The sequence below is a fragment of the Polaromonas sp. YR568 genome (genome assembly GCF_943369415.1).
Classification (GTDB): domain Bacteria; phylum Pseudomonadota; class Gammaproteobacteria; order Burkholderiales; family Burkholderiaceae_C; genus Polaromonas.
In genome coordinates this window covers 1-25,509 of the sequence record NZ_CALRNF020000046.1, presented here as the reverse complement: position 1 = coordinate 25,509, position 25,509 = coordinate 1, and the positions used below count along the sequence as shown (strand labels likewise).

The 25,509-nt window shown below is 63.0% G+C and carries 28 protein-coding genes; 16 read left to right on the top strand and 12 right to left on the bottom strand.

Going from position 1 to position 25,509, the window contains the following annotated elements; translation table 11 throughout:
* The first annotated feature begins 66 nt into the window (after positions 1–66).
* The 3 genes from miaA to ACLV74_RS22745 all read left to right on the top strand — a co-directional run bounded on the left by miaA (position 67) and on the right by ACLV74_RS22745 (position 1,841).
* Positions 67–975: a tRNA (adenosine(37)-N6)-dimethylallyltransferase MiaA gene (gene miaA, locus ACLV74_RS22755; RefSeq protein WP_411881712.1), complete on the top strand. Its 909-nt coding sequence runs from the start codon at positions 67–69 to the stop codon at positions 973–975.
* Positions 972–1,625: an ABC transporter ATP-binding protein gene (locus ACLV74_RS22750; RefSeq protein ID WP_411881701.1), complete on the top strand. Its 654-nt coding sequence runs from the start codon at positions 972–974 to the stop codon at positions 1,623–1,625. Before miaA ends, ACLV74_RS22750 begins: the two co-directional genes overlap by 4 nt.
* Before the next feature lie 90 nt (positions 1,626–1,715).
* Positions 1,716–1,841 carry a hypothetical protein gene (locus ACLV74_RS22745; RefSeq protein ID WP_411881700.1) on the top strand — a complete coding sequence of 42 codons (126 nt, stop codon included), beginning with the start codon at positions 1,716–1,718 and terminating at the stop codon, positions 1,839–1,841.
* A 41-nt stretch (positions 1,842–1,882) separates the two neighbouring features.
* Here ACLV74_RS22745 and ACLV74_RS22740 read toward each other — a convergent pair whose 3' ends face one another.
* Both ACLV74_RS22740 and ACLV74_RS22735 read right to left on the bottom strand, forming a co-directional pair.
* A complete protein-coding gene (locus ACLV74_RS22740) occupies positions 1,883–3,673 on the bottom strand; it encodes a tetratricopeptide repeat protein (RefSeq protein ID WP_411881699.1) in 1,791 nt (596 codons plus the stop codon).
* A gap of 166 nt (positions 3,674–3,839) precedes the next feature.
* Positions 3,840–4,910 carry a hypothetical protein gene (locus tag ACLV74_RS22735; RefSeq protein WP_411881698.1) on the bottom strand — a complete coding sequence of 357 codons (1,071 nt, stop codon included), beginning with the start codon at positions 4,908–4,910 and terminating at the stop codon, positions 3,840–3,842.
* A 243-nt stretch (positions 4,911–5,153) separates the two neighbouring features.
* Between ACLV74_RS22735 and ACLV74_RS22730 the strand changes: the two genes are divergently transcribed.
* Positions 5,154–5,552, top strand: coding sequence for a phospholipase effector Tle1 domain-containing protein (locus ACLV74_RS22730; RefSeq protein WP_411881697.1), 399 nt, complete (start codon positions 5,154–5,156; stop codon positions 5,550–5,552).
* On the opposite strand, the gene ACLV74_RS22725 is transcribed toward ACLV74_RS22730, so the two are convergent.
* The 4 genes from ACLV74_RS22725 to ACLV74_RS22710 all read right to left on the bottom strand — a co-directional run bounded on the left by ACLV74_RS22725 (position 5,522) and on the right by ACLV74_RS22710 (position 9,472).
* Positions 5,522–6,100, bottom strand: a complete 579-nt coding sequence (locus ACLV74_RS22725; RefSeq protein WP_411881696.1) for a hypothetical protein — start codon at positions 6,098–6,100, stop codon at positions 5,522–5,524. The genes ACLV74_RS22730 and ACLV74_RS22725 overlap by 31 nt on opposite strands.
* 23 nt (positions 6,101–6,123) lie before the next feature.
* Positions 6,124–7,284, bottom strand: a complete 1,161-nt coding sequence (locus ACLV74_RS22720) for a hypothetical protein (RefSeq protein WP_411881695.1) — start codon at positions 7,282–7,284, stop codon at positions 6,124–6,126.
* A 74-nt stretch (positions 7,285–7,358) separates the two neighbouring features.
* On the bottom strand, positions 7,359–7,724 hold the full coding sequence (locus ACLV74_RS22715) for a hypothetical protein (protein ID WP_411881694.1): 366 nt from the start codon (positions 7,722–7,724) through the stop codon (positions 7,359–7,361).
* Positions 7,721–9,472, bottom strand: a complete 1,752-nt coding sequence (locus ACLV74_RS22710) for a PQQ-binding-like beta-propeller repeat protein (protein WP_411881693.1) — start codon at positions 9,470–9,472, stop codon at positions 7,721–7,723. The genes ACLV74_RS22715 and ACLV74_RS22710 overlap by 4 nt, the downstream gene beginning before the upstream one ends.
* A gap of 459 nt (positions 9,473–9,931) precedes the next feature.
* Between ACLV74_RS22710 and ACLV74_RS22705 the strand changes: the two genes are divergently transcribed.
* Positions 9,932–10,369 carry a universal stress protein gene (locus tag ACLV74_RS22705; protein ID WP_411881692.1) on the top strand — a complete coding sequence of 146 codons (438 nt, stop codon included), beginning with the start codon at positions 9,932–9,934 and terminating at the stop codon, positions 10,367–10,369.
* Positions 10,370–10,416: 47 nt separating this feature from the next.
* Here the strand turns inward: ACLV74_RS22705 and ACLV74_RS22700 are convergent, their stop codons facing one another.
* Entirely contained in the window at positions 10,417–11,388 is a 972-nt protein-coding gene (locus ACLV74_RS22700; RefSeq protein WP_411881691.1) for a threo-3-hydroxy-L-aspartate ammonia-lyase, read from the bottom strand.
* 124 nt (positions 11,389–11,512) lie between these two features.
* Between ACLV74_RS22700 and ACLV74_RS22695 the strand changes: the two genes are divergently transcribed.
* From ACLV74_RS22695 to ACLV74_RS22675, 5 genes are all read left to right on the top strand, one after another.
* Entirely contained in the window at positions 11,513–13,357 is a 1,845-nt protein-coding gene (locus tag ACLV74_RS22695; RefSeq protein ID WP_411881690.1) for a tetratricopeptide repeat protein, read from the top strand.
* A gap of 16 nt (positions 13,358–13,373) precedes the next feature.
* The gene (locus tag ACLV74_RS22690) at positions 13,374–15,920 is read left to right on the top strand and encodes an FtsX-like permease family protein (RefSeq protein WP_411881689.1); all 2,547 of its coding nucleotides are present in this window, start codon (positions 13,374–13,376) and stop codon (positions 15,918–15,920) included.
* 196 nt (positions 15,921–16,116) lie between these two features.
* Positions 16,117–16,578, top strand: coding sequence for a hypothetical protein (locus tag ACLV74_RS22685; RefSeq protein WP_411881688.1), 462 nt, complete (start codon positions 16,117–16,119; stop codon positions 16,576–16,578).
* A gap of 37 nt (positions 16,579–16,615) precedes the next feature.
* Positions 16,616–17,350 carry a hypothetical protein gene (locus tag ACLV74_RS22680; RefSeq protein WP_411881687.1) on the top strand — a complete coding sequence of 245 codons (735 nt, stop codon included), beginning with the start codon at positions 16,616–16,618 and terminating at the stop codon, positions 17,348–17,350.
* A gap of 82 nt (positions 17,351–17,432) precedes the next feature.
* On the top strand, positions 17,433–17,660 hold the full coding sequence (locus tag ACLV74_RS22675) for a hypothetical protein (RefSeq protein WP_411881686.1): 228 nt from the start codon (positions 17,433–17,435) through the stop codon (positions 17,658–17,660).
* Here the strand turns inward: ACLV74_RS22675 and ACLV74_RS22670 are convergent.
* Positions 17,648–18,589: a LysR family transcriptional regulator gene (locus ACLV74_RS22670; RefSeq protein WP_411881685.1), complete on the bottom strand. Its 942-nt coding sequence runs from the start codon at positions 18,587–18,589 to the stop codon at positions 17,648–17,650. The genes ACLV74_RS22675 and ACLV74_RS22670 overlap by 13 nt on opposite strands.
* 81 nt (positions 18,590–18,670) lie before the next feature.
* Between ACLV74_RS22670 and ACLV74_RS22665 the strand changes: the two genes are divergently transcribed.
* The 3 genes from ACLV74_RS22665 (at position 18,671) to ACLV74_RS22655 (ending at position 20,137) form a co-directional block, all read left to right on the top strand.
* On the top strand, positions 18,671–19,093 hold the full coding sequence (locus ACLV74_RS22665; protein WP_411881684.1) for a DoxX family protein: 423 nt from the start codon (positions 18,671–18,673) through the stop codon (positions 19,091–19,093).
* A gap of 24 nt (positions 19,094–19,117) precedes the next feature.
* Positions 19,118–19,789 carry a glutathione S-transferase family protein gene (locus tag ACLV74_RS22660; RefSeq protein ID WP_411881683.1) on the top strand — a complete coding sequence of 224 codons (672 nt, stop codon included), beginning with the start codon at positions 19,118–19,120 and terminating at the stop codon, positions 19,787–19,789.
* Between the two features lie 66 nt (positions 19,790–19,855).
* Positions 19,856–20,137, top strand: a complete 282-nt coding sequence (locus tag ACLV74_RS22655) for a hypothetical protein (protein WP_411881682.1) — start codon at positions 19,856–19,858, stop codon at positions 20,135–20,137.
* 46 nt (positions 20,138–20,183) lie between these two features.
* On the opposite strand, the gene ACLV74_RS22650 is transcribed toward ACLV74_RS22655, so the two are convergent.
* The 4 genes from ACLV74_RS22650 to ACLV74_RS22635 form a co-directional block, all read right to left on the bottom strand.
* The gene (locus ACLV74_RS22650; RefSeq protein WP_411881681.1) at positions 20,184–20,507 is read right to left on the bottom strand and encodes a hypothetical protein; all 324 of its coding nucleotides are present in this window, start codon (positions 20,505–20,507) and stop codon (positions 20,184–20,186) included.
* A gap of 65 nt (positions 20,508–20,572) precedes the next feature.
* Positions 20,573–20,893 (bottom strand): hypothetical protein, encoded by a 321-nt coding sequence (locus tag ACLV74_RS22645; RefSeq protein WP_411881680.1) that lies wholly within the window; start codon positions 20,891–20,893, stop codon positions 20,573–20,575.
* A 129-nt stretch (positions 20,894–21,022) separates the two neighbouring features.
* On the bottom strand, positions 21,023–21,427 hold the full coding sequence (locus tag ACLV74_RS22640) for a hypothetical protein (RefSeq protein ID WP_411881679.1): 405 nt from the start codon (positions 21,425–21,427) through the stop codon (positions 21,023–21,025).
* A gap of 320 nt (positions 21,428–21,747) precedes the next feature.
* Positions 21,748–22,641 carry a LysR family transcriptional regulator gene (locus tag ACLV74_RS22635; RefSeq protein ID WP_411881678.1) on the bottom strand — a complete coding sequence of 298 codons (894 nt, stop codon included), beginning with the start codon at positions 22,639–22,641 and terminating at the stop codon, positions 21,748–21,750.
* A 137-nt stretch (positions 22,642–22,778) separates the two neighbouring features.
* Between ACLV74_RS22635 and ACLV74_RS22630 the strand changes: the two genes are divergently transcribed.
* From ACLV74_RS22630 to ACLV74_RS22620, 3 genes are read left to right on the top strand one after another with little or no spacing between them, the layout of a single operon-like run.
* The gene (locus tag ACLV74_RS22630; protein WP_411881677.1) at positions 22,779–23,057 is read left to right on the top strand and encodes a DUF1127 domain-containing protein; all 279 of its coding nucleotides are present in this window, start codon (positions 22,779–22,781) and stop codon (positions 23,055–23,057) included.
* A gap of 53 nt (positions 23,058–23,110) precedes the next feature.
* A complete protein-coding gene (locus tag ACLV74_RS22625; RefSeq protein WP_411881676.1) occupies positions 23,111–24,190 on the top strand; it encodes a PLP-dependent cysteine synthase family protein in 1,080 nt (359 codons plus the stop codon).
* An 8-nt stretch (positions 24,191–24,198) separates the two neighbouring features.
* On the top strand, positions 24,199–25,305 hold the full coding sequence (locus ACLV74_RS22620; RefSeq protein ID WP_411881675.1) for a lipocalin-like domain-containing protein: 1,107 nt from the start codon (positions 24,199–24,201) through the stop codon (positions 25,303–25,305).
* The last annotated feature ends 204 nt before the right edge of the window (positions 25,306–25,509 follow it).

Sequence of the window (25,509 nt, the reverse complement as noted above, 5' to 3'; positions counted from 1 at the left end):
GAAAACGTGAGCGTGCAATACCTCTGCATCGCCGGGCCCACCGCGTCCGGCAAGACCGCCGCCGCGATGGCGATTGCCCGGCGCCACGCGGTCGAAATCATCAGTGTCGATTCGGCCCTGGTCTACCGCGGCATGGACATAGGCACGGCCAAGCCCACGCCCGAAGAACTCGCCGCCGTGCCGCACCACCTGATCGACATTCGCGACCCGCTGCAGGCCTACAGCGCCGCCGAGTTCGTGGCCGATGCCAGGCGCCTGATCGATGAGATCAGCGCGCGCGGCAAGCTGCCGCTGCTGGTGGGCGGCACCATGCTCTACTTCAAGGCCTTGTTCGACGGCCTGGACGACATGCCCAAAGCCGACGCCGCCGTGCGCGCCGCGCTGGCCGATGAAGCAGCCGCGCAGGGCTGGCCCGCGCTGCATGCCGAACTCGCCCGCGTGGACCCGGCCACGGCCGCGCGGCTGGCGCCCAACGATTCACAGCGCATCTCGCGCGCGCTGGAAGTTTTCCGTGTGTCGGGCCAGCCCTTGTCCTTCTTCCACGCACAAGGCGCCGCCAGAAAAGCCGCCGCCGGCAATGACGGCATCGCGGCGCCGGTGCTCATCTCATTGGAACCGCAAGACCGTGCCTGGTTGCACGAACGCATCGCCCAGCGCTTTGACGCGATGCTCGCAGGCGGCTTCATCGAAGAAGTCAAAGCCCTGCGCGCGCGCGGCGACCTCAACCCCGACCTGCCCTCCATGCGCTGCGTCGGCTACCGCCAGGCCTGGGAAGCGCTGGACGGCGACTATCCGATGAGTGAGCTGCGCGACAAGGGCATCTTCGCCACGCGCCAGCTGGCCAAGCGCCAGATCACCTGGCTGCGCTCCATGCCGCAGCGCCAGGTGGTGACCTGCGACGGGCCCGAGGCTTTGCAACAGGTGCTGGACCTCGTCGACACCCAAACACAAACGCAGGCGAAAGGCCGCGCATGAACAACCTGCAGGTTCGGGGCCTCGCCAAACGCTATGGCGACGCGGTGGTCTTCAGCCATGTCACGCTCGACGTCGCGCCCGGCGAATTCGTCGCCATCGTCGGCGAGTCGGGCGTGGGCAAATCCACGCTGCTCAACTGCATGGCCGGGCTGGACAGCTGGGACGAAGGCACGGTGCAACTCAAGGGCCAGGACCTGGGCGCGCTCAGCGACGACCAGCGCGCGCTGCTGCGCCGCCGCCACGTCGGTTTTGTCTTCCAGGCTTTCCATGTGCTGCCGCACCTGGACGTCGCGCAAAACGTGGCGCTGCCCTTGCTGCTGCTGGATCAGCCCGACCCCGCCCGTGTGGAGGCCATGCTGGAAGCCGTGGGCCTGGGCGGCTTGGGCAAGCGGCTGCCGCAGCAGCTCAGCGGTGGGCAATTGCAGCGCGTGGCCATTGCGCGCGCCCTGGTGCACAAGCCCGGCCTGCTGCTCGCCGACGAACCCACCGGCAACCTGGACCCCGGCACCGCCGCCCTGGTGATGGACGCGCTGATCGCGCAGACGCGCGGGCAAGGCGCCTCGCTGGTACTCGTCACCCATTCGGAAGCCGCAGCCGCGCGCGCCGACCGCACACTGCATCTGAGTGCGGGCGGGATCCGGGCGGATTGAGCTGCTGAAGAGGCCAGATTCCATTTCTTCGACGAAATCATCGTCTCCCTTTTTGTCTCGGGCGGCGACAACTCCACCCTCACCCGCAACATGTTCAACGCCCTGCGCGAGCAGGTCGACCCGACCATTGCGGCGATATCCACCCTGATCGTCGCCAGCACTTCGTTGATGCTGGCGGTGACGCAGTTTGTTGGCAAACCGGAGCGGAGTGGATGAGGTAGCTAGAGCTTCCATGCCCCGGCAGAATGCGATGCGGCTCATGCGTGCGCGTCGGCCCACACATGAAGTGCTGCCGCAAGCTCACCGACGGTTGCGCTCCAGTCTCCAATAGCCGATTGCCGGAACAGCCGAATGCTCGGGTACCAAGGAGAATCCAATCTATCCAGCTGCCAGCGCCAGTCCGTTCCTGTTGCGGGCAGCAGCACCCAGCAGGGCTTATTCATGGCGCCCGCAAGGTGCGCAATGGCGGTATCCACACATATGACCAGATCCAGCTGACTCACAATCGCGGCACTGTCGGCAAAGTCCGCCAACTGTGCGCCCAGGGCCACGAGTGCTTGACCCGCCGGCGGCTGCGCGGCCTCGTCTTCGCCTTGTCCCTTTTGCAGGCTGATGAACACCACGCCCGGTACCGACCAGAGCGGTGCCAGGCTTGCAAGGCCCGGCAAGGACCGGTTAGCGTCATTTTTGTGTTGGGGATGGCCTTTCCATACCAGCCCGACTTTGCGCACTGACGCCGCAGGCAGGCGGTCACGCCACTGGACAATACGGTCCGGCAAGGCATGCACATATGGCAGCGGTGCCACAGGAATCGTGTCCGCCGTGGTTGCAAAATGCAGCGGCAGGCTCAGAGAAAAGGACCAATAATCATGGGCGGGAACCTTCGCCGGATCGGTCACAACCGCATCCACGCCTTCAACCGTCTCCAGCAGAGCTTGCAGAACCCGGTGACAAACCAATGTCAGGCGTGCAACACCCCGCGCCTTGAGCAAAGAGGCATACCGCACAAATTGGATGTAGTCGCCAAAGCCTTGTTCGAGCCAGATCATCAGAGATTTGCCGGCCAGCGATTCTCCTTGCCAGTGCGGATATGAAAGGGCGGGCACGTCGATTCCAAAGGGCACGAAACGCGACTCGTGCAGCGGCCATGCTTCAGGATATCTCTGCAAGAGCAAAAGGAGAATACTGAGATTGACGCGGGCTTCGGCATAGTCGGGCCTGAGGTCGATAGCGCGCCGGTATGCCGCCTCAGCCTCCGTCAGGCGCATGCCATCCTGCAGCAAAACACCCAGGTTGTTATGCGCATCGGCAAGGTCAGGCGCTAGCTCCAGAGCACAGCGGTATGCGGCCTCGGCCTCGACCAGGCGTTTGCTGTCTTTGAGCACCAAGCCCAAGTTGGTTTGGGCTTTGGCGTAGTGGGGCCTGAGCGCCAGAGCGCGCCGGTACGCCGCTTCAGCCTCGACCAGTCGCTTGCTGCTGTACAGGAGACGCCCCAAGTTGAAGTGGGCTTCGACGAAGCCGGGCTTGAGTTCCAGGGCGCGCCGGAACGCTAACTCTGCTTCTTCCAGTCTCCGGCTGTCATGCAGCAAAAGTCCCAAATTGTTGTGGCCCTCTGCAAAGTCGGGCTTGAGCTCCAGCGTGCGCCGGTAGGACACCTCGGCTTCGGCCAGACGTCTGCTGCCGTGAAGCAGATTGCTCAGCTTGTTGTGAGCTTCGACAAGGTCCGAATCGATCGTCACCGCACGCCGGTACGCAGCCTCAGCTTCCGCCAGGCGCCCGCCGTCCTTCAGCACATCGCCGAAGTTCTGCAGGAAATCCGCCCTCTCACTCACGGCAAGCGCTTTGCAGATCAGTTTTTCCGCCTCGATGAGATTGCCTGTTTGCCAATGCACAACGCCAAGCAGATGCAATGCCTCCGCATCGCCTGCATCGCGGCGCAATACCTGCTCATAACCGGCTTTGGCGGCATCAAGACGTCCTTGTTTATGAGCAGTGAATGCCGACTGAAAGGCTAAGGCATTGCTGGAGAGGAATTTTCCGGTGTTCATGGCAGAAGTGAGTAAAAGGACACCATGCTCTTCGCGTGTTCGGACATCCAGGGTTATGACGTATCAAGCGGCCAGTCCAAGGACACCGGGTTTGTGAGTAAAAATTGTGCTGACGCAAGGCCGGCACACCCGGGAGGCGCCGGTCTTCGGGCGGCGGGACGTCAAGTCAAACGGCCTGGATTGGTTCGACACAGCGCTCAAGACCAGTTGGCCGCAAGAACCGGTGCCAGACTTGTTTGCATCGCGGCGGCCAGTGTCGTCTGCCCCATCGCAGGCGGCGCAAAGCCGGCCATGGCTTGCACCAACGCATCGACCCGGCTGTCCTGCAACACCTTGCCGTCGCCGCTCCTGATCTGCTCGACGTGGTATTGGTTGCCCAGGTACCGTTGTAGCGCTCAGTGGTCTGGCTACCGTCAGCTTGGGGTAATACAACTTCGCGGCTGTGAAGGGAGCCGTCGCTGTTGTAAGTGCTGGTCGTACTGCGCAAGACCTGCCAAGTGCCATTGCGGTTGATTACTTCCTTGCTGCCATCGGCATATGTCAGGGTTTCAATTTTGGAGCCGTCGTCGAAGCTCTGTATGGCGCGGCCCGTGAGCGCGCCGGGATTATCGTAAGTTTTGGCATGTTGCAGCCGCGACTCAGACACGTATCCGCCGCTTTGCGGGCCGGCGTCAGGACCATACATGCCTTTGAAGGAGTCATGAATGGTGAGTGCTTGTCCGTTGTATTGCAAGGCCGCAGGTAACTCGGCAAGCGGAACGCCCGAGTTCTTCAGGAGGTTGCGTCCAATCTCCAGGGTTTTAAGGGCGATGCCGTTTTCCGTGTAGTAGCCAGCTATGTCGGAGTGGGCACCGGGAGAGCCCCACTGGTGCATGCGAGGATCATCGGGATTGCCGGGGTCCACGATACTGTCCAGGGTAAAAGCGCTGCGGTGTTCGTCTTCGGCATAGATTTGGTAGACCTGCAGGCCTGGTGTGGGGGGAATGCGTTGCAAGCTTTCCTGCCGGACTACGCCAGTAGCCACAGTGTCGTACAGCATGGCAACGCCCAGGTCGGCCGTCTCCGGCTGGACCAGATAGCGTGTGTAAGCAAAGCGCTCCTGGTTGCTAATCGGGTCTCTGCCCAGGCTGACACGGCTGCTGGTGTCGGGAATGCCGTTGTTCCAGACGGTGTTCAAAAAATCGCGCGCCGTGGCGGCGCCCCGGCTGAATCCTGTGGTGCCTATGGTGATATGCACATCGGGGTTTTGGTTGCAGGTGACTTGGAAAACCTCAGACGGCCAGTCTCATCTGGCGCGTGTACCCGTGCGTTCGAAGATCAAGGATTTGCGGCGGCTTGCTACCTTGCATCTGCAATTCAACGGGGACCGGTTGGAGGTTGTGCAAGCCCTCCACTATGAAAATCCGACGATTCTTGAATTCGAAAAACTGCCGCTTTATCCCTGAAACCGTACCAACAAATTGAACATCACGGAATCAATATGTCTACTTACATCCTTGGAACCGCTTCCAACGAGGCCGCCGCAAAACTCGAAGCACTTCGGCAACTTTCCCTTCAACAACAAGCGCAGGTGTTCAGTGCGAGCGATACGCGTAATCGCATGCTGTTCTTTGCTTTCGATGGCACGGGCAATAATAAAGACGATCCGTCGCTTGGTCTTCCCACCAATGTTGCTCATCTTTACAACGCTGCAAAGGCGGCGCTAGAAGATCCAGCGCATACAACTGGCCGCGCCTTTTATTTCAAGGGCCCAGGAACTCAAGACAACGCCGCTGCTTGGCTGATTGACACTGCCAGTGGTACCACGGTCCCCGCTACCGTAGCAACGGCCTATAAACAGTTGGTTGACTACGCCATCTCTTCTTGTATTGGCATGTAGGCGCCGTAATAAGCGCCACCTGTCTTGGCGCAGCCGCGCGAACAGTCTCGGTACTCCAGTGCACCATATAGAACAAGGACATCGGAAATGATCTCTACCCCTTTGTTCTCGACATTTATTCCATGCTCAACACTGCTGTGTTGGGCCGTGGCGCACGCATTCAATGCGCCAATCAACAGCACGGCAAAAGCGCATCGCATAAAAGACCAGAGTGCGCCGAGAGTGAATCGAACTTGCACCACCTTCGTGAAAAGTTCTAACGACGAAGCGCCCTTGTTATTGCCCGTATCGCCGAAAGCAAAGAACAGCATGCGATTGCGCGTATCGCTCGCATTGAACACCTGCGCCTGTTGTTGAAGGAAAATCTGCCGAAGCGCTTCGAGTTTTGCGCCGGCCTCGTTGGAAGCGGCTCCAAGGATGTAAGTTGACATGAAAGCAGCAAAGTCTTTACCCTGCCGCTTGGTGTTTCCAGCAATCGAGTTGATGCGTTCATAGTGTTTCCCTTGAGACGCTATTCCGAGGTTTTTCATATCGTGGACATCATTCATTGGTTAGGGGAACTGGCATGTGGCTAGGGCCGACTTTTGCGAAACGGAAATCTTGCTTTTCCGCCTCGCGTAACGAACTCTCCTTGCAGGGCTCCGTCAGGCTGGAGAGTGAGGGTCACGGGAGATTGATCACCAAGGAGAAACGTCACTACGTCGCCGTCTACGGTCGCCGTTACGCGCCGTGATCTGGCTGGCCGGGAATCAGTTGCTGGCGACGCGGTAATCATCACAACCTCATGCGCTGACTTGAATTCTTCAAAAATCAGCAACAGTTCAAACTTTTGAAGAAAACTGATTTGGCAGAGCCACCATCCAGACAGGGTGGTTGCCACGGTTCCAAATTCAGCTTTTGGAGGCTTGATTGCCAAGTCGGTAGGCAATTCATACCCCTGCAATGAAATTTTCCTTAGCTTCGACTCAAGCTCTTCCTCCTTTTGTCCGGGTCCCGCAGTGTTCTCCTGATTGAAGCGTTTCCTGGTTTCCGTTTCAAACTGACTAAACCTACGCGGGCTGTCTTCTAGAAGCGTTTGCAATACATCGGCACTGGCGCAGATGCGTGCCTTTAAATTCGGCTCACTCATCGGGCAAGTTTTGAGCCAAGCACTTTTCAAGCCAACGAGATCCGGAATCGCTCCAGCATCCTCCAGAACACGTCGGGTCATCTGGTATGGATTGCCGCCTGCGTGCAAACGATAGTAAGGTTGAGACCCATAAATCGAAACCCATGCAAATGGCTCATTCAGTGTTGCCGGATCACACGACCACATGGCCTGTCGCATACCATAGTTGGCGATCATCCATGCGGTGGCTTGGTTGGGTCCTTTTTCATTGATCGATGCTTTCACAACATCTGACTTGAGCAACTCCTCAGTAAGCCCTGGAAATCCATAAAAGGCCGCCAGCATCAAAGGCGTCGTTCCATGGGGTGCCCGCTCCAATAGGACATCGGCAGGAGGATTGCTGGATATAAGCTTGCTGAGAGCGTCTCGTGCTTTGAATTCGGCTTTTTCATAGTCAGATGCGCTTGCTGTGTTAGCACCGATCAGCTGTATCTGTTTTGCAAGTCCACTGATGATCTCGATCGCAGCATTCGAAGATGGCGTGAGCTGCGCTAGAGCCGGACCCATGACCATGCACCAGAATCCCAAGAGGATCGGTATACGTTTTGTGAGTGATGTGTTCATGGGCCTTATCCTAAAAATAGGAATAAGTTCAGTAGCCTCAAAGCGGGACAACGCTTGAGTCGAACTGATGGAGTTCAAGGCGTCAGGTTCTCCGCCTTCAACTTTTCCGCAATGACATTTGCAAAATCGTTAGCACGCTCCTCAAAGGGATCGCTATGCTTTTTCTTGGGTGGAACATCAAGCAATGCGGTCCAGATCTTTCGATGATCTCCAGCTGCTAAGTAGCCCCAGCAGTTGCGCAGGCTCATGGCTTGGGGCAATTCACCCTGGTAAGGGCTGACGTAGTACCAGTCGCCTTCCGTGGGCGGGGTGTAGCCGGGGTCGTCGGTGAAGTACACCACCCGGTGGGATTTGACCTGGCTGACGATGAACCAGGTTTTGAGCAGTGGTTGCATTGCAGCCTCATTGGCTATTTCAGCGAAATCGGGGCGAGTGTTCATACAAGGTCGTCTCCGTAGGGTTGATGTGTCGTGTCTTGATGCATTGCTTGTGCGGGGTCTATGCGGCCGGCGTAGTGCGCGTGAATGTCAAAAGCCAGCAGGCCCGATGACGAACTGGCGGCCACCAGCACGGCGCTTCCGGAAGCGTCCAGGCCGATGGCCGGCGGCTGGTGATAGCTGCCGGGGATGCGCCCTTCCCACACCTTGCGCTCCCTGGCCGGGTCGAACACCGCCAGATGGCCCTGGCGCGACAGCACCACCAGGAAGGCCCCGCAACATACGGGCTGCCAGCAACCCGGGCTGCGCAACCGGCCCAGCCAGCGCGTGGCGCCTGAATCAAGGTCAAAGGCGGTGAAGTGCCACTTGCCGTCCATGACAAACACGGATGTTTCATCGGCCAGCGGAAACTGGTGCCACAGGCCCTGGCCGTAGCGCCGGGTCCAGATCAGCTTGCCTGTGGCCGTGTCGAGGCAATGCAGCCGGCCGCGCTCGGTGGCGGCGTAGAGACGGCTCTCTCCCTGCACCGTTTTGACCAAGGGCTGGCCTCTTACCAGGCCGTCTGTCTTGAAGCGCCATGCCACACATCCGGAAGCCGCGTTCAAGGCCACCAGACTTTCGTCATTGCAAGGCGCCACCACCATGCGGGTAGCCGCGCAATAAGCCGCGGTACCCGGTGGCCACCAGGGATGCCTGTACTTCCACAGCAAACGGCCCGTCGCAAGCTCAAGGCACTGGAGGTGGCCGCAGGGCTGGCCGCCATTCCATTGCTCGGTATTGATGAAGATGCGGCCGCCTGCCTCGTCGAGGGTGGGGGTGGCGTGGATGCTGGAATCGATCTTCCAGCGCCATTGGACGATCCCCGTCCCGGCGTCCACCCGGGTCAAGGTTCCGTCGTAGCAGCCATACACGAGGCTGCCTTGCACGTGCTGCAGCTTTTGAACAATGCCTTTGTGCGGTGTTTCGAGGCTGGGCACGGACCAGCGGATTTCACCCGTGGCCAGGTCATGCTTCCACAGCGTGCTTTTCTCATCGGCGACAAACACGGCTCGATTTGCGATGACGGGAGCGCATTTGGTCGGGTAGGCCATGGACTTGTTCAAGCCCATGCGCCACCAGCGCGGGGTGTCGCCCACAAAATCGGGTGCGCCGCCTTTCATCAGCGGCGGCACCGCGTCATGGCAGTCACGGCTCAAGCCGATGTCGTGGCGCGTGAAGAGGCTCAAGACAGGCAACTGCGAGGTGCTGATCTGCCGTGATCCCATTGGCTCCCACATGTCGAAGAACAGCGCCAGGGCGACGATATCGAGCTTCACCGAATCTGCTTTAAGGGCCTCTCGCACCAGCGGCAGCGCGGAGCCCGCTTTCATGAAGTCGTCGAGCATGACCGCCCGCTTCCCGGCCGCCGATGCATGGTCGCCCTCTACCCAGCGCTTCTGGTTATGCGCCTTGCGTTTGTCGCGCACCATCAGGACCTGAAGCTCCACCCCATCGGCCAGGGCCGCCAGCGCGGTTGAATACAGCAAAGGCGAGGCGCCAAAACCCGGACCGATGAGGACCTGAGGCTGGTGCGCCTTGATCAGTTGCCACATCAGGCGGCCGGCCATTTCGGCATTGCGGCTCTGCGTCAGCATGCGCCTGAAATCGAAGACCAGTTGATCACTGAAGTAGACCGCCTTGTCCACGATCTGGCGACGCAGGAGGTTCCATTCCGGGGATTGCCGGATCAGTGACAAGTCGCCCGGACGCATGGCACAGGCCAAAGCGCTGCCCACGATCAAGCCAGATGTGCTTGGGATATTCTTCAAAACGCTGACACTCCCCTCGGCCCTTTAGTAGAGAATTTTTTGTTTGAGCGGGGCGGAGTTTATCGACGAAATAAGGCGTTCACCACACAAAAATTCAGCGTGAAAATTCACCCTCAATTACCCGACAAAGACTGTCCGCAGCAAGGCAAAGTGAACGACTGCCAAGCCATTTTGGTGATAAGAATTTTTTGATCCAGGATGGAATATCAGCCCTGATGCGCGCCAGCATTCAAGACGCTCCCGTGGCCGGGAAGACAAGCGCAGAAATTCCCGGCGGCGATATGCGTTGGCTGCGCTAGCGGCAAACAAGGCGAGCACACCAGCGCCGCGGCGGCCGGTTGACGGACTCCAACAGCAGGCCTATTCTTCAATGGCCCAGTCACCTTATTCAGGAGGTACACCATGTACAAGCGAATTTTGCTGGCTTACGACGGTTCCATATCAGGGCAGAAGGCCTTGCTGGATTGCCGCGACATCGCGCAGTGGAGCGGGGCGTCGCTGACGCTGATTGCGGTGATGCCGCTGCAGCGGCAGGTGGTCGCGGCTGAAGGCGTGATCTATGAGAAAAGCGTGATCGAGGAAGACAGGGACAAATACCGGGGCATCCTCAATGACGGCTTGCGCCGCCTGCTGGAATCGGGCCACGAGGCGCAGGGCGAGGTGTTGTACGGCGAAACCGTGGATGAAATCGCCCGCTACGCGCGGCAGCTTGAAGCCGACCTGATTGTGGTCGGGCACAGGCACCTGGAGGGCTGGGCGGCGCGCTGGTGGCGCGGCTCGGTGTCCAAGTCGCTGATCGCGCAGGCGCCCTGCAGTGTGCTGGTAGTGATTACCCGCTAAGCCTGCTGATCAAACGCCGGCCATGGCCGGCGTTTGATGCGGCTGCATCAGCGCGTGCCCAGCAGCTCCGCGTAACGCGCCAGGTCCACATTACCGCCGCTCACGATGATGCCAATGCGCTCGCCCTTGGCGGGCGGGGTTTCTTCGAGCGCCTTGCAGGCGCCGGCGAAGGACAGGCAACCGGTGGGCTCGACCACCATCTTCATGCGTTCGGCGAAAAAGCGCATGGTGTCCACCAGATGCGCATCGCTGACGGTGAGGATGTCGTCGACGTCGCGGCGGATGATGCCGAAGGTGTACTCGCCCAGGTACTGGGTCTGCGCGCCGTCGGCAATGGTTTTGGGTGTGGCGATGTGCACGATTTTCCCGCTGCGCAGCGACTGCAGGCCGTCGTCGCCGGCTTCGGGCTCCACGCCGTAGACCTTGCACTGGGGCGCGAGCGCGCGCGCCGCGAGGGCCGAGCCGCCCGTGAGGCCGCCGCCGCCCAGGCAGATGTAGAGGCGGTCCAGCGCGCCGGCCTCTTCGAACAGTTCCTTGGCGGCTGTGCCCTGGCCGGCGATTACGTCGGGGTGGTCGTAGGGCGGGATCAGCGTCATGCCGCGCTCGGCGGCCAGGCCTTTGGTGACCGCCTCGCGGTCTTCGGTGAAGCGGTCATACAGCACGACTTCGGCGCCGTAGCCGCGCGTGGCGGCCAGCTTGGCGGCCGGCGCGTCCTGCGGCATGACGATCACCGCGGGCATGCCCAGCATGCGTGCCGACAAGGCCACCGCCTGCGCGTGGTTGCCCGACGAGAAAGCAATCGCGCCGGCCTTGCGCTGCGCGGCGTCGAACTTGGACAGCGCGTTGAAGGCGCCGCGAAACTTGAAAGCGCCCATGCGCTGGAAGTTCTCGCACTTGAAGAAAAATTTGGCGCCCCAGCGCGCCTCGGCCGTGGCCGATTGAAGCACGGGTGTGCGGTGCGCGTGGCCTTCAATACGCGCGGCGGCGTCTATCACGTCCTGGTAGGTGGGCAGTTGCATGGGAGGTATCGGCTTTCCTTGAAATGAGGGGGTATGGAGGCGATGCGGGCACGGGGCCGGCAGCTGCGATTGATGATAGCCGAGGGCGGCGAATCAGGTGCGCCCAGTTATAGTCAGGATTGCCATGCCAGACATTCCCGCGCCGCCCCTGGACATCACGCCCAGCCACATCCCCGAAGACCTGGCGGCGGTGCAAAGTCTCCTCGACCAATCACGGCTTGAAGACGCGCAGGCCGCGCTGCAAGGCGTGCTGCGGCAGCGCCCGGATGACCTACTGGTGCGGGTGTTCTCGGCCTTGCTGGCGCGCATGGGTGGGCAGTTTGCGCAAAGCCGCGGCGAAGTCGACTACGCGCTCAAACTCAACCCGCAATTTTTCCCGGCCTGGATAGAGCTGGCCCGGCTGGAGCGCGCGACCGGCCGGCTCGCGGAGGCCGCTGAGGCTTATCGCCGCGCGCATGAACTGCTGCCGCAAGCCGTCGATGGATTGCTGGAATGGCATGCGCTGCTGTATGACACCGGCCGCCACGCGGAGTCCCTGCCGGTGATCGAGCTGCTGGCCGAACGCCAGCCGGGTGACGTGGCTGTCAGCCTGCACCGCGCCTCCACCCTGCAGCAGCTGGATCGGCACGCCGAGGCGGCGGCCATCTACGAGCCGCTGCTGGCGCACGCGCCGCAGTTCCCCTTGCTGCGCAACAACTACGCGGCCGCGCTGATGCACACCGGCCGGCAGGACGAGGCCCTGGCCCTCTTTGAGCAGGAGGTCGCGGACCATCCCGGCAACGCCCTGGCGCGCGTGAACCTCGCCGCGCTGCTGCGCACGCGCTTCGACCTGGAGGGCGCCGAAGCGCAGTTGCGCCAGGCCTGCGCGCTGGCGCCCGGCTACGCCATCGCGCACAACAACCTGGGCCTGCTGCTCAAGGAATCCCAGCGCTGGGACGAGGCCGAAGCCTGCTTCAGGCATGCGCTGGCGCTTGACCCCGGCTACCCGGGCGCGCGCTGGAACCTTGCCATGCACAGGCTGCTGCTCGGCGATTTCGTCGAAGGCTGGCCGCTGCATGAGGCGCGCTGGAGCGGCTCGCCCGAGCTGCGCCGCCTGCCCTCGCTGCTGGCGCAGCCGCGCTGGCAGGGCCAATCGCTGCAAGGCAAGACGCTGCTGGTGTGGGGCGAGCAAGGCATTGGCGACATCCTGCAGTTCGCGCGCTACCTGCCGCGGCTGGCCGACGCCGTGCATGCACAAGGCGCACGCCTGTTGCTGTGCGCCTTCAAGCCCGCGCTGGCACTGCTGGAGCACAGCTTCAAGGATGTGCTGGACGGGCCCGTCCTCGATGACCAATTGCCTTTGCCGCCCTTTGACCTTCAATGCCCGCTGCTCTCGTTGCCTTTGCACCTGGGCCTGGGCGCGGACGACATGGCCGTGCCCATGCCTTACCTGCGGCCCGAGCCCAGCCGCGTGGCGCATTGGAAAACCCGCCTGGCCGGCGACCGCAAGCTGCGCGTGGGCCTGGCCTGGAGCGGCAGCCTCACGCACCAGCGCAACCCGCTGCGCGCCGTGGGTATCGACGCGTACACCCGCTTCGCCGACGTGCCCGACGTAAGCTTCTACAGCCTGCAGTTCGGCGCGGCCGACGATGTGGCACTGGCCCGCGCGGCCGGCCTCCAGCTGACTGACCTGACACCGGAGATGGAAGACTTCAACGACTCGGCCGCCTTCATCACGCAGCTGGACCTGGTCGTCAGCGTCTGCACCTCCACCGCCCACCTGGCCGGCGCGCTGGGCGTGCCCTGCTGGGTGCCGCTGGACGTGAACCCGCACTGGGCCTGGCTGCTGGAGCGCGAGGACAGCCCCTGGTACCCGCGCACGCGATTGTTCCGCCAGCGCCGCTACCGCGAGTGGGAACCCGTGCTGCAAAACCTGCACGCGGCGCTGCGCCAATGGGCGCAAGGCACACGGCCGCAAGCGCGCGGCTGAGACGGAACCACCACCCATGCTCGCCCTGCTTTCCACTTTTTCCTGGCGCGAGCTGCAGCACCACCCGTGGCGCAATGCCGCCGCTGCGGCGGCCGTGATGCTGGGCGTGGCGCTGGCGTTTTCGGTGCAGTTGATCAATGCCTCGGCGCTCAGCGAGTTTTCGCAAGCCGTGCGCGCCGTCAACGGCCAGCCCGACCTGGAGCTGCGCGCCGTGCAGGGCGGCTTTGACGAGAGCCTATATCAGCGCGTGGCGGCCGACCCGCAGGTCGCGCTGGCCAGCCCGGTGCTGGAGGTCAGCACCTATGCGGTTGCGGAGTCCACAGGTGGCAAGGCCGAACGCCTGCCCCTGCGCATCATCGGTGTGGACGTGCTGGCCGTGGCCGCCATGGCGCCGGCCCTGATGCCGGTGCCGTCTTCGGGCGCCGAACGTTTTGCGCTGTTCGCGCCCGGCACGGTGTTCCTGAACCCAGCCGCGCGCCAGCTGTTCAGCGGCCCCAAGCTGCGCCTGCAAATCGGCCTTGAATTGCGCGAGGTGAGCGTAGCCGGCAGCGTGGGCGCGGGCGGCGGGCCGCTGGCGGTGATGGACATCGCCGCCGCGCAAGACCTCTTCGGCAAGGGCGGCCAGCTCTCGCGCATCGACGTGCGGCTCAAGCCCGGCGCCGATGCGCAGCGTTTCATCGCCTCGCTGCAGCTGGCGCCCGGCATCACGGCCACCGCGCCGGGCGATGCGGCCGAGCGCGTGAGCAACCTCTCGCGCGCCTACCGCGTGAACCTCACGGTGCTGGCGCTGGTGGCGCTGTTCACCGGTGCCTTCCTGGTCTTTTCGGTGCTGTCACTCAGCGTGGCCAAACGCGCGCAGCAATTCGCGCTGCTGGGCGTGCTGGGGCTCACGGGCCGCGAGCGCCTGCAACTGGTGCTGGCCGAGTCGGTGCTGCTGGGCCTGGTGGGCAGCGTGCTGGGCATCGCGCTGGGCACGGCGCTGGCCGCGCTGGCGCTGCGGCTGCTGGGCGGCGACCTGGGCGGCGGCTATTTCTCGGGCGTCGCGCCCAGCCTGCAGTGGAACGGCGCGGCGGCATTGACTTACGGCGCGCTGGGCGTGCTGGCTGCGGCCGTGGGCGGCTGGTGGCCGGCGCGCGCCGCGCAAAAGCTGCCGCCCGCGCAAACCCTCAAGGGCCTGGGCGCCCGCGCCAGCGGCGGCAAGGGCCACTGGCTCAGCATCGCGCTGATAGTGGCAGGCGGCCTGCTGGCGCTGGTGCCGCCGCTGTTCGGCATTCCGCTGGCGGCCTATGTGGCCGTGGGCCTGCTGCTGGTGGGCGGCATCACCGCCCTGCCCTGGCTGATCGCGCTGCTCTACGACAGGCTCAGCCCGCACGTTGCCAACCGTCTCTTGCCGCTGCTGGCGGTAGAGCGCGCGCGCCGCGTGCGTGAAAGCGCAGCCGTGGCCGTGAGCGGCGTGGTGGCCTCGCTGAGCCTGGCGGTGGCGCTGACGGTGATGGTGGCGAGCTTTCGCGAATCGGTCACGCGCTGGCTGGACGTGGTGCTGCCGGCAGACCTCTATGTGCGCACGGCCCTGGGCAGCTCGGCCAGCGACACGGCGTATTTCTCGCCGGAGTTCGTGCAGGCCCTGGGCACTCTGCCCGGCGTGGCGCGTGTGGGCGCGGCACGTACCGTGCAGCTGCTGCTGGACCCGGCCAGACCGGCCGTCACCTTGATCGCGCGCCCGCTGGACGACCCGGCCACCGCGCTGCCGCTGGTGGGCGGCTTGCTGCCGGTGCCGCCCGGGCACGTCGGCATCTATGTGAGCGAACCTATGGTGGACCTGTATGGCGCGCGCCCGGGCACCGTCTTTCAGCCCCTCTCGCAGTCGCTGCAAGCCACACCGGGCACGGCAACGCCGCCGTTTTATGTGGCGGGCGTCTGGCGCGACTATGCGCGCCAGTTCGGCGCGATTGCGATGGCCCGCGCCGACTTCGAACGCCTGACCGGCGACCACCGCGCCAACGACCTGGCGCTGTGGCTGGACGGCAGCGCGGGTGATGCCAATGTGCAGCAGGGCGTGCGCGCCCTGGCCGAACGGCAGTCGGGCGCCGGCGCGCTGCTGGAGCTGGCCTCGGTCAGCGAACTGCGCGCGACCTCGCTGAAGATTTTCGACCGCAGCTTCGCGGTGACCTACTGGCTGCAGGCGGTGGCCATTGCCATCGGCCTTTTCGGGGTGGCGGCCAGCTTCAGCGCGCAGGTGCTGGCGCGCCGCAAGGAGTTCGGCCTGCTGGCGCACCTGGGCCTGACGCGGCGGCAGATCCTGGCCGTGGTGGCCGGCGAAGGCGCGGCCTGGACGCTGATAGGCGCGCTGGCCGGCCTCACCCTGGGCCTGGCGGTATCCACCGTGCTGGTCTACGTGGTGAACCCGCAGAGCTTTCACTGGACCATGGACCTGATGGCGCCCTGGCTGCGCCTGGGCCTGCTGTGCGCGGCCGTGGTGGCGGCCGGCACGCTGACCGCCTGGCTGGCCGGGCGCGCCGCCGCCGGCAAGGACGCCGTGCTGGCGGTCAAGGAAGACTGGTAGCCAGGGAGCGAACGGCTGGGTACACGCCCCCGTGCCGTCCTACAGGGGCCGGGGCCGGTTTCCCACGTTGCGCGTCCCGTCCGCGCCCCAGACTGTTCCCATGACGATTCGACCCAAGCCCGAGTCTGGCACACGCCCCCTTCTTTTATCCCTTCACGCATGGGAGCACGCGATGAGCAACAGCACCCCCTCCACTATGAATACCCATAACGCTTCCCGCACCAACACCCACGCGGGCTCCGCAGCTTCGTTGACGTCCTTGCCGCCGCGCATGACCACACGCCTGGCCCACGGCGTGCTGGCCACCCGCAACGAGGACGGCAGCGTCACGCTGGAGATGCCGCAGCCGCTCACGCTGCAAGCCGAGGAACTGGAAGAGCTGGTCACGGACCTGGCCGGCATGCGCGCCGAACTGGATCCGCCCTATCCGCTGGACTGCCCGCCGCTGTGCGCGCTGGAGCCCTGCTACACGCCGCGCCACTGGGTGGCCTGCGACCCGATGACCGGCAAGATCCTGCTCTTCATCCGCCATCACCTGTTCGGCTGGCTGGGCATTGTGCAGACGCCGGAAGGCGCGCTGGAGATGCTCAAGTCGGTGGCCGCCGAGATGAAGCAGCTGGAAATGTCAGAACGCAACCCGGGCCAGGGCCTGCACTAAAGCGCCTGGAGCGTCCCGCTGCCCCTGTGCGCTCACCATGCAGGACGCCGCCCGTTTCATCCTGCTGTACCTCGTGATGCCGGCCTGGCTGCTTGCCGGCATGGCGGACTGGGCCTGCCACCGGCACACCGGCCTGGAACGCACCACGGGCGTCAAGGAATCGCTGCTGCACCTGCTGATGATTGCGCAAGTGGGCCTGGGCGTGCTGGCCGTGCTTTTCCTCGAGATCAACTCGGCCGTGTTATTGCTTCTGGCGGGCTTGCTGGTTGCTCACGCACTGACCAGCCATTGGGACCTTCATTACGCTTCGGGCAAGCGCTTCGTCGGCGCCTTTGAGCAGACCATGCACGCTTATCTGGAAAGCATTGCCGCTGGTGGCTTTCGCCTTGCTGGCGGCCAGCTACTGGCCGCAGTTCACCGCGATCTTCGGCGCGGCCGGATCGGCGCCCGACTGGCGCTGGGCCTTGAAATCCGAGCCGCTGCCGGCATCCGTCATCACGGTACTGCTGGCCGCCTCGGCCGTGTTCGGCTTCGCGCCCTACGCCGAAGAGTTTTACCGCAGCCTCAAGGTGCGAAAAACTGCCTCACCACGTCACATGCCCTTCGGCCGCTAAGGGTTTCGCGCGCTTTGGCATTCATTGCTCCCGGGCCCCGCGCCACCCCGGAAACGAAAGAACTAATAAAGCGAAAAAACGAAGCGCTTAGTTTTTTCCAATGCCGGCGCCTTGCCTGCAAGGCGCTTTCTTTTGCTTACCTATCCACACGCTTTTGACCCGCAATTGTCATCACGGCGCTGCCGCGCGCTTCTACCATGGAGGCATCACCCCCAGAAATCAATCCAAGAGGTCTTCACCATGGCAACCCTCAAAGCACCGCCACATGACTACCGCATTGAAAACGTCGACGCGGCCAACGGCAGCCTGTTGCCGCCCAGCAGTTCCAGGCATCTCTTCGCCGATTACTCCCTGGCCGTCGCGGTCGCCGTGAAAAGCGTGGCCGACCCCACGCGGCAGGAAGTCCGCGTGGTCCACATCCCCAGCGGCGAAGTGGTCTTCAGGACTTCCGCAGGTCAGGCGTTTTGAAGCCTAACGCTGGCCGCGAAATGGTCATACACCACCGCGATTCTTCTGAGGTGGCGCGATTCGGCATGCGCCAGCAGCCACAGGTCTGACTCGCAGCCCTCCAGCGTACCGCCCAGCGGAACCAGCGCCGGTTCACCTTCCAGCATGAAGACGGGCACGATGCCCACACCCAGCCCCGCCTTGATCGCATCCATCACCCCCACGATGCCGTCCGCGTAATGCCGCGGCGCGACCTTGGGCAACTGCTTGCGCCGCCACAGCACCGAGGGGTGCTCCGGCAAGGATTCATCGGGCGCAATCCAGTCAAAGCCGCCCAACGCATCCGGCGCCGCGGCTTTCTTCGCCGATGACAGCGCCCTGGCCTGCGCCTTCAAACCGCACACCACAAAACGCACGGTGCCCAGCTTGCGCCCCACCAGGTGGTCGGGCGGCTTGCGCGTGGCGCGCAAGGCCAGGTCGGCATCGCGCCGGCTCAGGCTGGCCAGCTCGTTGCCGGTCCGCATGTCGAGTTGCAGCAGCGGGTGCTGCGCCAGCAGGGGTTTCAGCGAAGGCAGCACCAGGCCGCGCAACACGGCGTCGGTGGTGGTGAGCCGCACGCGGCCGGCCACGCCCTCGTGCGGCCGCTGGGCGCTGGCCCGCGCGGCCTCGAGTTCGGCCTCAATGCGCTCGGCGTGCTGCGCCAGGCCCAGCATGGGCTCTGTCGGCAGGTAGCCCAGGCGCGACCTTTCAAAGAGGCGCTGGCCCAAGCTTTTTTCAATGCGCTGCACCGAACGGAACACCGTCGATGCGTCGGCCCCCAGGCGCCGCGCGGCCTCGGCCAGCGTAGCGCCGCGCACCAGCGCGAGCAGGGTTTGCAGGTCGTAGGCGGTGAGCGCGTACTGCGATTTATCTTGCGGCTTCTCTTGCATTTTTGCAATGGATGTTTTCATGATCGCCAATTTACATTGTTTTCCTGCAAACATAAAGTAGCGACTCCTTCAACTTCATGCCCTTTGCCGGGCACTCGCACCATGACGACAAACACTTCCGAGACCCTCGCAGCCAGCCACGGCGCCACGCTGCTTCGCATCGCCCTGGGCACCATGTGGATCACCCATGCGCTGCTGAAAATTTTCGTCTTCACGCTGCCCGGCACGGCGCAGTTTTTTGAATCGGTCGGCCTGCCCGGCTTCATGGCCTATGCGGTGGTCGCGGCCGAGCTGGCCGGTGGCGCCGCCTTGCTGCTGGGCTTTTACGGACGCCAGGCATCGCTGTTGCTGGCACCTGTGCTGGCGGTGGTCGTCTGGGTGCACTGGCCCAACGGCTGGGTGTTCACCAGCCCCAAGGGCGGCTGGGAATATCCGCTCTTTCTGCTGGTCGCCTCGCTGGCCCAATGGCTGCTCGGCGACGGCGCCTGGGCCGCGCGCCGCAGCCGTCTGCTGGTGCCGCGCTGATGCGCTACGAGAGGATTCAACACCATGAAACTCACCCTCATCAGCCACAGGCTGTGCCCCTATGTCCAGCGCGCGGCCATCGTGCTCGCCGAAAAAGGCGTGGCCTTTGAGCGCCGCGACGTGGACCTTGCGAACAAACCGGACTGGTTCAAGGCCGTCTCGCCGCTGGGCAAGACGCCGGTGCTGCTGGTGGACGGCGATGCGATATTTGAATCCGCCGTGATCTGCGAGTACCTGGACGACACGCTGCTGCCGCGACTGCACCCCGGCGATGCGCTCAAGCGCGCGCAGCACCGGGCGTGGATGGAATTCGGCTCGAGCGTGCTGAATACCATCGCGGCTTTTTACAACGCGCCCGACGCGCTTGCCCTCGAAAGCCGCCGTGCAGAGCTTGCGGGCAAGTTTGCACAACTGGAGGCTGTGTTGCCGGCGCAAGGCCCTTATTTTTCAGGCGACAGTTTCAGCATCGTCGATGCGGTGTTCGGTCCCGTGTTCCGCTATTTCGATGTGCTGGAGAGCGCCGGTGAAACGGGGTTCTTTGAGAAATCACCCAAAGTTCGTGCCTGGCGCGCCATCCTCGCGGCGCGCCCGTCAATCCAGCAAGCCGTAGGTAGCGCTTATGCCATAGAGCTGCACCACTTCTTCCTGGCCTGCGGCTCTGAACTCTCGCGCCGCATGGTGGAGCATGACGATTGAGCCTGATGCTATAAAGCGGATGGTTGCTATCGGCCAGAAGGAGACATTACGCTAAGGGAGATTGATATGGCCTTGTGCACGCCGTTGAATGAATGTCCTATTTGCCACAAGCCAATTGGAGAAAACACCGAAGTTATTGGGTTCCCCGATCTGGTGCCGATGTTCAGTCAGTTCGACGGCGATTTTTACGACTCATGTGCCCATCAAGCCTGCCTCGATTCATGGCCGAGACGTGATGAGTTCGTGGCCTACTTTAACAAGTTGGTTGCAGAGTCGTCCTTATCGAAATCGTGGCAACTTCACGTGCTTGCGAATGGCCGGGTTGTCTACGAGCGGTCGCTTAAATAGTCTTAGGTTCGCGGCGCGCAATGACTGCTTTGGGCCCGAAGCGGACCTACTGGTGGGCCTCAATCACTTCTGAGACGACCAGCCGTAGACATTTCAATTGATTTTCGTCAAGCGCTGAGTTGAAAAGCACGAGGGACTCCAACCCCGGAACAGAAGCGATGGCATGCAGTACGGGAAATGTAAGGCCAGATGGGGTCAAGGCAATTTGCTGGACCCCAGTTAATTGGGTGAGCAGTAGTGCCGTATCGTCGGCAATTGTGCCGTTCATGAACGCGACTGTAAAAATTTCCGCATCCCAAACGTACGCACCACCCAAGCCCTCCACCTGATCAAGGATTTCTTGGTTCCTGGAAGTTCGCTGTGCGTCCATTTTTTGCTACTCCTGTGATGTCCGCTTTTGGCCGATATACATCATATTTCCGCCGCGAAAACCATCTAATCGCATTCCGTAATCTTGGGAGAACACCCAAGCACCGGAAGGAGGTCGAGCAGACGATCCAACAGGTCATTCTTCTTATTTTGCCTTTCGCCGGCACCAATCCAGGCACATCTAAAACTCACCGTCAGGTCCATTGGCTGCTCACCCATCCAACATTTGATTTGAACCAAGGCGTCGTTTGTACCGGAAATATAAGGCCCCTGCGAATCGCTGTCCCCTCTACGCCAGGAGAATTCCGGAAACTGGGTTGCGAACGCACCACATATCATTTCCTCGTCGAGCCGAGGTTCGAATTCGATGGTTAAAAAATCTTTCATTTGCGAGTGCATTTGACGAATGTCCGCTTTTGGCCGAAAGCTGTCATCTTACCGACGGCTGCAATGGGCCCAAAGCTGCCGGTCGCCCTGCTTCAGAGCAGTTGGGTAAAAGAAGGTTTCGACGTCGCCTTACCAGCCGACGTGTGCGAAGCCGCCCTCATGGTGAAAGACGCTGAGGGCAGCGATCTCGTGCCATAAAAAGATGACGTCCCCATCAAATATGAACTGGGACGACTGGTTTACCCTCAGGCGCAACTCATCGACGGGACACTGCATTAACTGCCCATCGATGAAGCTTTCGTCAGTTACAACAAGGACCTGACCCGTTGGAAGCACCTTGTCCGCGAAGATCAGATCGAATAGCTGACTCTTACCGTCCCGTGCATCGAGGTCGGGCCAGGCAGTGATGGTTACGAAGTTGTAGGGGATGCCGGCGCGATCAGCCGCTTCGAGGATCGCATCGGGTTGCAGGTTTGCACCAGGAACTACACGATTCAACAGTTCTAGCGAATGCGAGAGAGGATTAGTGGTCATGTTGTTGTGACGCAGTTGGGCATGTCTGCTATTGGCCGAAAGCGGCCGTTAGCTATTAGACTTGATTCTCTGCCCTTCTCCGAACTCCTCATCGGATGAATCGCTTCGGGCATAAAAAAACCCTCCGATTAGGGGAGGGTTTGCTTAACATCACAAAGATCGTAGTGTTTTAAAGACGGGTTCTATGAGACAGAGTTTTCATAACGAGCCCGGAATACATATCGTGGAATATTTCATCATGTCCGCTTTGGGCCCAAAGCAGACATGAAAATTGCGCCGCGCCGCATCAGCGCCTTGACCTGCGGAGACCGGACGCTCGCTCACGCCTGACGGAAGGTCGCCAGGATCGTGAGCAGGTTGCGCGTGGCGCCGTCCAGCGCATCGGGTGGCCGGTGCACCATGGCCGTGTGGCGGGTCAGCGCGGGTTTGAGCGGCAGCAACTGCACGTCGTGCAACACGGTGGGCTCTTCCTGCGATTGCTCCCTGGGCAGCACCGCCGCGCCGTAGCCGGCAGCCACCAGGCTCTTGATGGCTTCGGAGTAGTTGAGCTCGATGCGCGCGCGCGGCGTGAAACCCGCGTCGGCAAACCAGGCCATGGTCATGCGGTACATGTGGGTCGGCGTTTCGTTGAAGATCAGCGGCTTGCCGGCCAGCCAGGCGGGCGTGGCGTGTTTCGGCGCCTTCCATCGCCTGGGCACAAAGGCCATCATCGGGTCGCTGCGCCAGGGCGTGACCACCATGCCGCGCTGTGCGGGCGGCGGCGTGGCGACCAGGCCCACGTCCAGCGTGCCCTGCAGCAGCCGCTCCATGGTGTCGGCCGAGCCCAGGATGCTCACCTCGACGTCGATGTCCGGGTGGGCCTGCTCCATGGCTTTCAGCACCTGCGGCAAAAAGTAGACCAGCACGCCGGTGGTGGTGCCCAGACGCACGCGGCCGGTGCGGCCCTCGACGTGGCGCTTCACCGCATCGACCGCGTCGTCGGCATCGCGCAACAGGCGGCGCGCCCGCTCAACCAGTACGGCGCCCGCCGGTGTCGGCTCCACCTTGCGGCCGCCGCGCACCACCAGCGGCGTGCCCAGCCGGCTTTCGAGCTCGCTCACATGCAGGCTGACGGTGGGCTGCGCCAGGTGAAGGCCCTGCGCCGCGGCGGAGAAAGTGCCCAGGTCGGTGATGGCGACCAGGGTGCGCAGCTGGTCCAGGTTCAATTCACGCATGGAAGGTGCCTCATAACATGCCTCATCAGGAATACTGATAGTTTGCATCAGGAATCTCAACTTCCACAATACCGGAATAAATTGCACCATGGGCGCCTGGCTTCATTCACACCCCCACACCCCGCAAGGAGTACCCCATGCCTTCCGCCGCCATTCCAACCGTCACCCCGGCTTTCAGGCTCGCAGGCGGCCTGCACCCTCTCACGGGCCTGCGCAGGCTGGTGCGCCGGCTCGGTGGCGCATGGTTCAGGGAAGCTCCGCGCGGCGGCGCGACGGACGGGCCTGCACCCACCCGCCTGCAGCGCGACGAACTGATGGCCATGAGCAGCCATGAGCTCAGCGATCTGGGCATTGGCCGCAGCGAGATCCCTGCCCTGCTTGGCGAGCCTTCGTCCTGGCGGTCCAGCCGGTACTGAAGCCCCGCCTCGCCGGCATTGGCGGCAACTGGGCTTGCTGCGAGAATCGGGGCATGACAGCCCCAACCTCCGGCAGCCCCTGGCTCAGCGCCGCCATCGCCCGCATTGAAGCCGACTACAAGCGCAGCGCCGACACGCACCTGATCCCCCTGCCACTGCCGGAGTTCGCCGCGCGCGGCATCGACTTCTACCTCAAGGACGAATCGACGCACCCGACCGGCAGCCTCAAGCACCGGCTGGCGCGCTCGCTGTTTTTGTATGCGCTGTGCAATGGCCTGATCCACGAAAAATCGACCATCGTGGAAGCCTCCAGCGGCTCCACCGCGGTCAGCGAGGCCTACTTCGCGCGCTTGCTGGGCCTGCCCTTTATCGCGGTGATGCCGCGCAGCACCTCGCCCGAAAAAATTGCGCAGATCGAGTTCTACGGCGGGCGCTGCCACTGGGTGGACAGCGCCGTACAGGTGTATGACGAGGCCCGCAGGCTGGCGCAGGAAACCGGCGGCCACTACATGGACCAGTTCACCTATGCCGAGCGCGCCACCGACTGGCGCGGCAACAACAACATCGCCGAAAGCATGTTCAGCCAGATGGCACGCGAGCGGCACCCCGTGCCGCGCTGGATCGTGGTCGGCGCGGGCACGGGCGGCACCAGCGCCACCATTGGCCGCTACGTGCGCTACCAGCGCCATGACAGCCGGCTCTGCGTGGCTGACCCGGTGGGCTCGGTGTTTGCCGCCTACCACCGCAGCGGCGACGCCAGCCTGACCGGCGTGGGCTCGCGCATCGAGGGCATAGGCCGGCCGCGCGTGGAGGCCAGCTTTATACGCACGGTGATAGACCGCATGGTGGAGGTGGCCGACGTGGATTCGCTGGCCGCCATGCAGGCGCTCTCGCAGCTGCTGGGCCGCCGCGTCGGACCGTCCACCGGCACCAACCTGGTGGGCATGCTGACGCTGGCGCACGAGATGCTGGCACGCGGCGAGCAGGGCTCCATCCTGTCGCTGCTCTGCGATTCGGGCGAGCGCTACCTCCCGACTTATCACAATGCCCAATGGGTGGACGAGAAGATGGGCGACTGCACGGCCGCCCAGGCGCACATCGCCCAACTCATGCGGCCCGCGCCCGCCGCCTGAAGAAGCCCATGCCGCTGCCACCCAAGCGCCCCTCGCCCGCCCTGCTGCCCAGGCGCGGCCTGCTGCTGGCCGGCGCCGCCTTGGCCGGATGGGGCGCCGGCGCCGGGCCGGCCCAGGCGCTTCCCGCGAAGGCGCTGGTATTTCCGCGCGACCGCGGCGCCCATCCCGCGTTCCGCACCGAATGGTGGTACGTCACGGGCCAGGCCACGGCCACTGAAGCAGGCCAGCGCACTTTCGGTTTCCAGCTGACCTTCTTCCGCTCGCGCGTGGATGCCACGCAGGGCATGACTTCCAAGTTCGCGGCCAAGCAACTGGTCTTTGCCCACGCCGCCATCACCGACGTGCAGGGCAAAAAACTCTGGCACGACCAGCGCATCGCACGCGACGGCTTTGGCGTGGCCGTTGCGAGCGAACGCGACATGGACCTCAAGCTGCGCGACTGGTCGCTGAAAGCCGAGGGCGGAAAATACATCGCCGACCTGCCGTCCACCGGCTTCGCGCTCAAGCTCGCTTTTGAAGAAACGCAGGAGGTGCTGCTGCAGGGCAAGCAAGGCCTGTCGCGCAAAGGCCCTGAAGAAAAGCAGGCCAGCTATTACTACAGCCAGCCGCAACTCGCCACGCGCGGCAGCGTGCAGCTCAAGGGCCAGACCTTCGCCGTCACCGGCAAAGCCTGGCTGGACCACGAATGGAGCGAGGAGATCCTGCACCCCGATGCCGCCGGCTGGGACTGGATAGGCATGAACCTCACCGACGGCAGCGCCCTCACCGCCTTCCGCCTGCGCGGCAAGGACGGCGGCACGCTGTGGGACGGTGGATCGTTCCGTTCCGCCAAAGGCGGGCTCTACACCTTCACCCGCGGCGAAGTGATCTTCAAGCCGGTGCGCCACTGGAAAAGCCCGCTGACACAAACCACCTACCCGGTCGAATGGATAGTGCGCACCCCGGCCGACTTCTACACCGTGCGCGCCGTCATCGACAACCAGGAACTCGACAGCCGACAGTCCACAGGGGCTATTTATTGGGAAGGGTTGAGTGAGTTGATCGACAGCAACGGCAAGGTGGTGGGGATGGGGTATCTTGAGATGACTGGCTATGCGCAGCCGCTACGGATGTGAGGCCGGGTCTTGCTCCGGCTTGCGCGCTCTTGCCCTTTGCATAGGCTTGCTGGCCGGGGTTGCCCGGCGGCAACTCACTTTTCTTTTGCTTCGCCCTCCATGTCAGGATAGTTGTCGCCTCGTCATTCGATGGAAAATTGGGGCGGCAATACAGGCAAAGAGATGAAACAGAAAAGATATTCGACAGAGCAAAAGCAGTGGGCG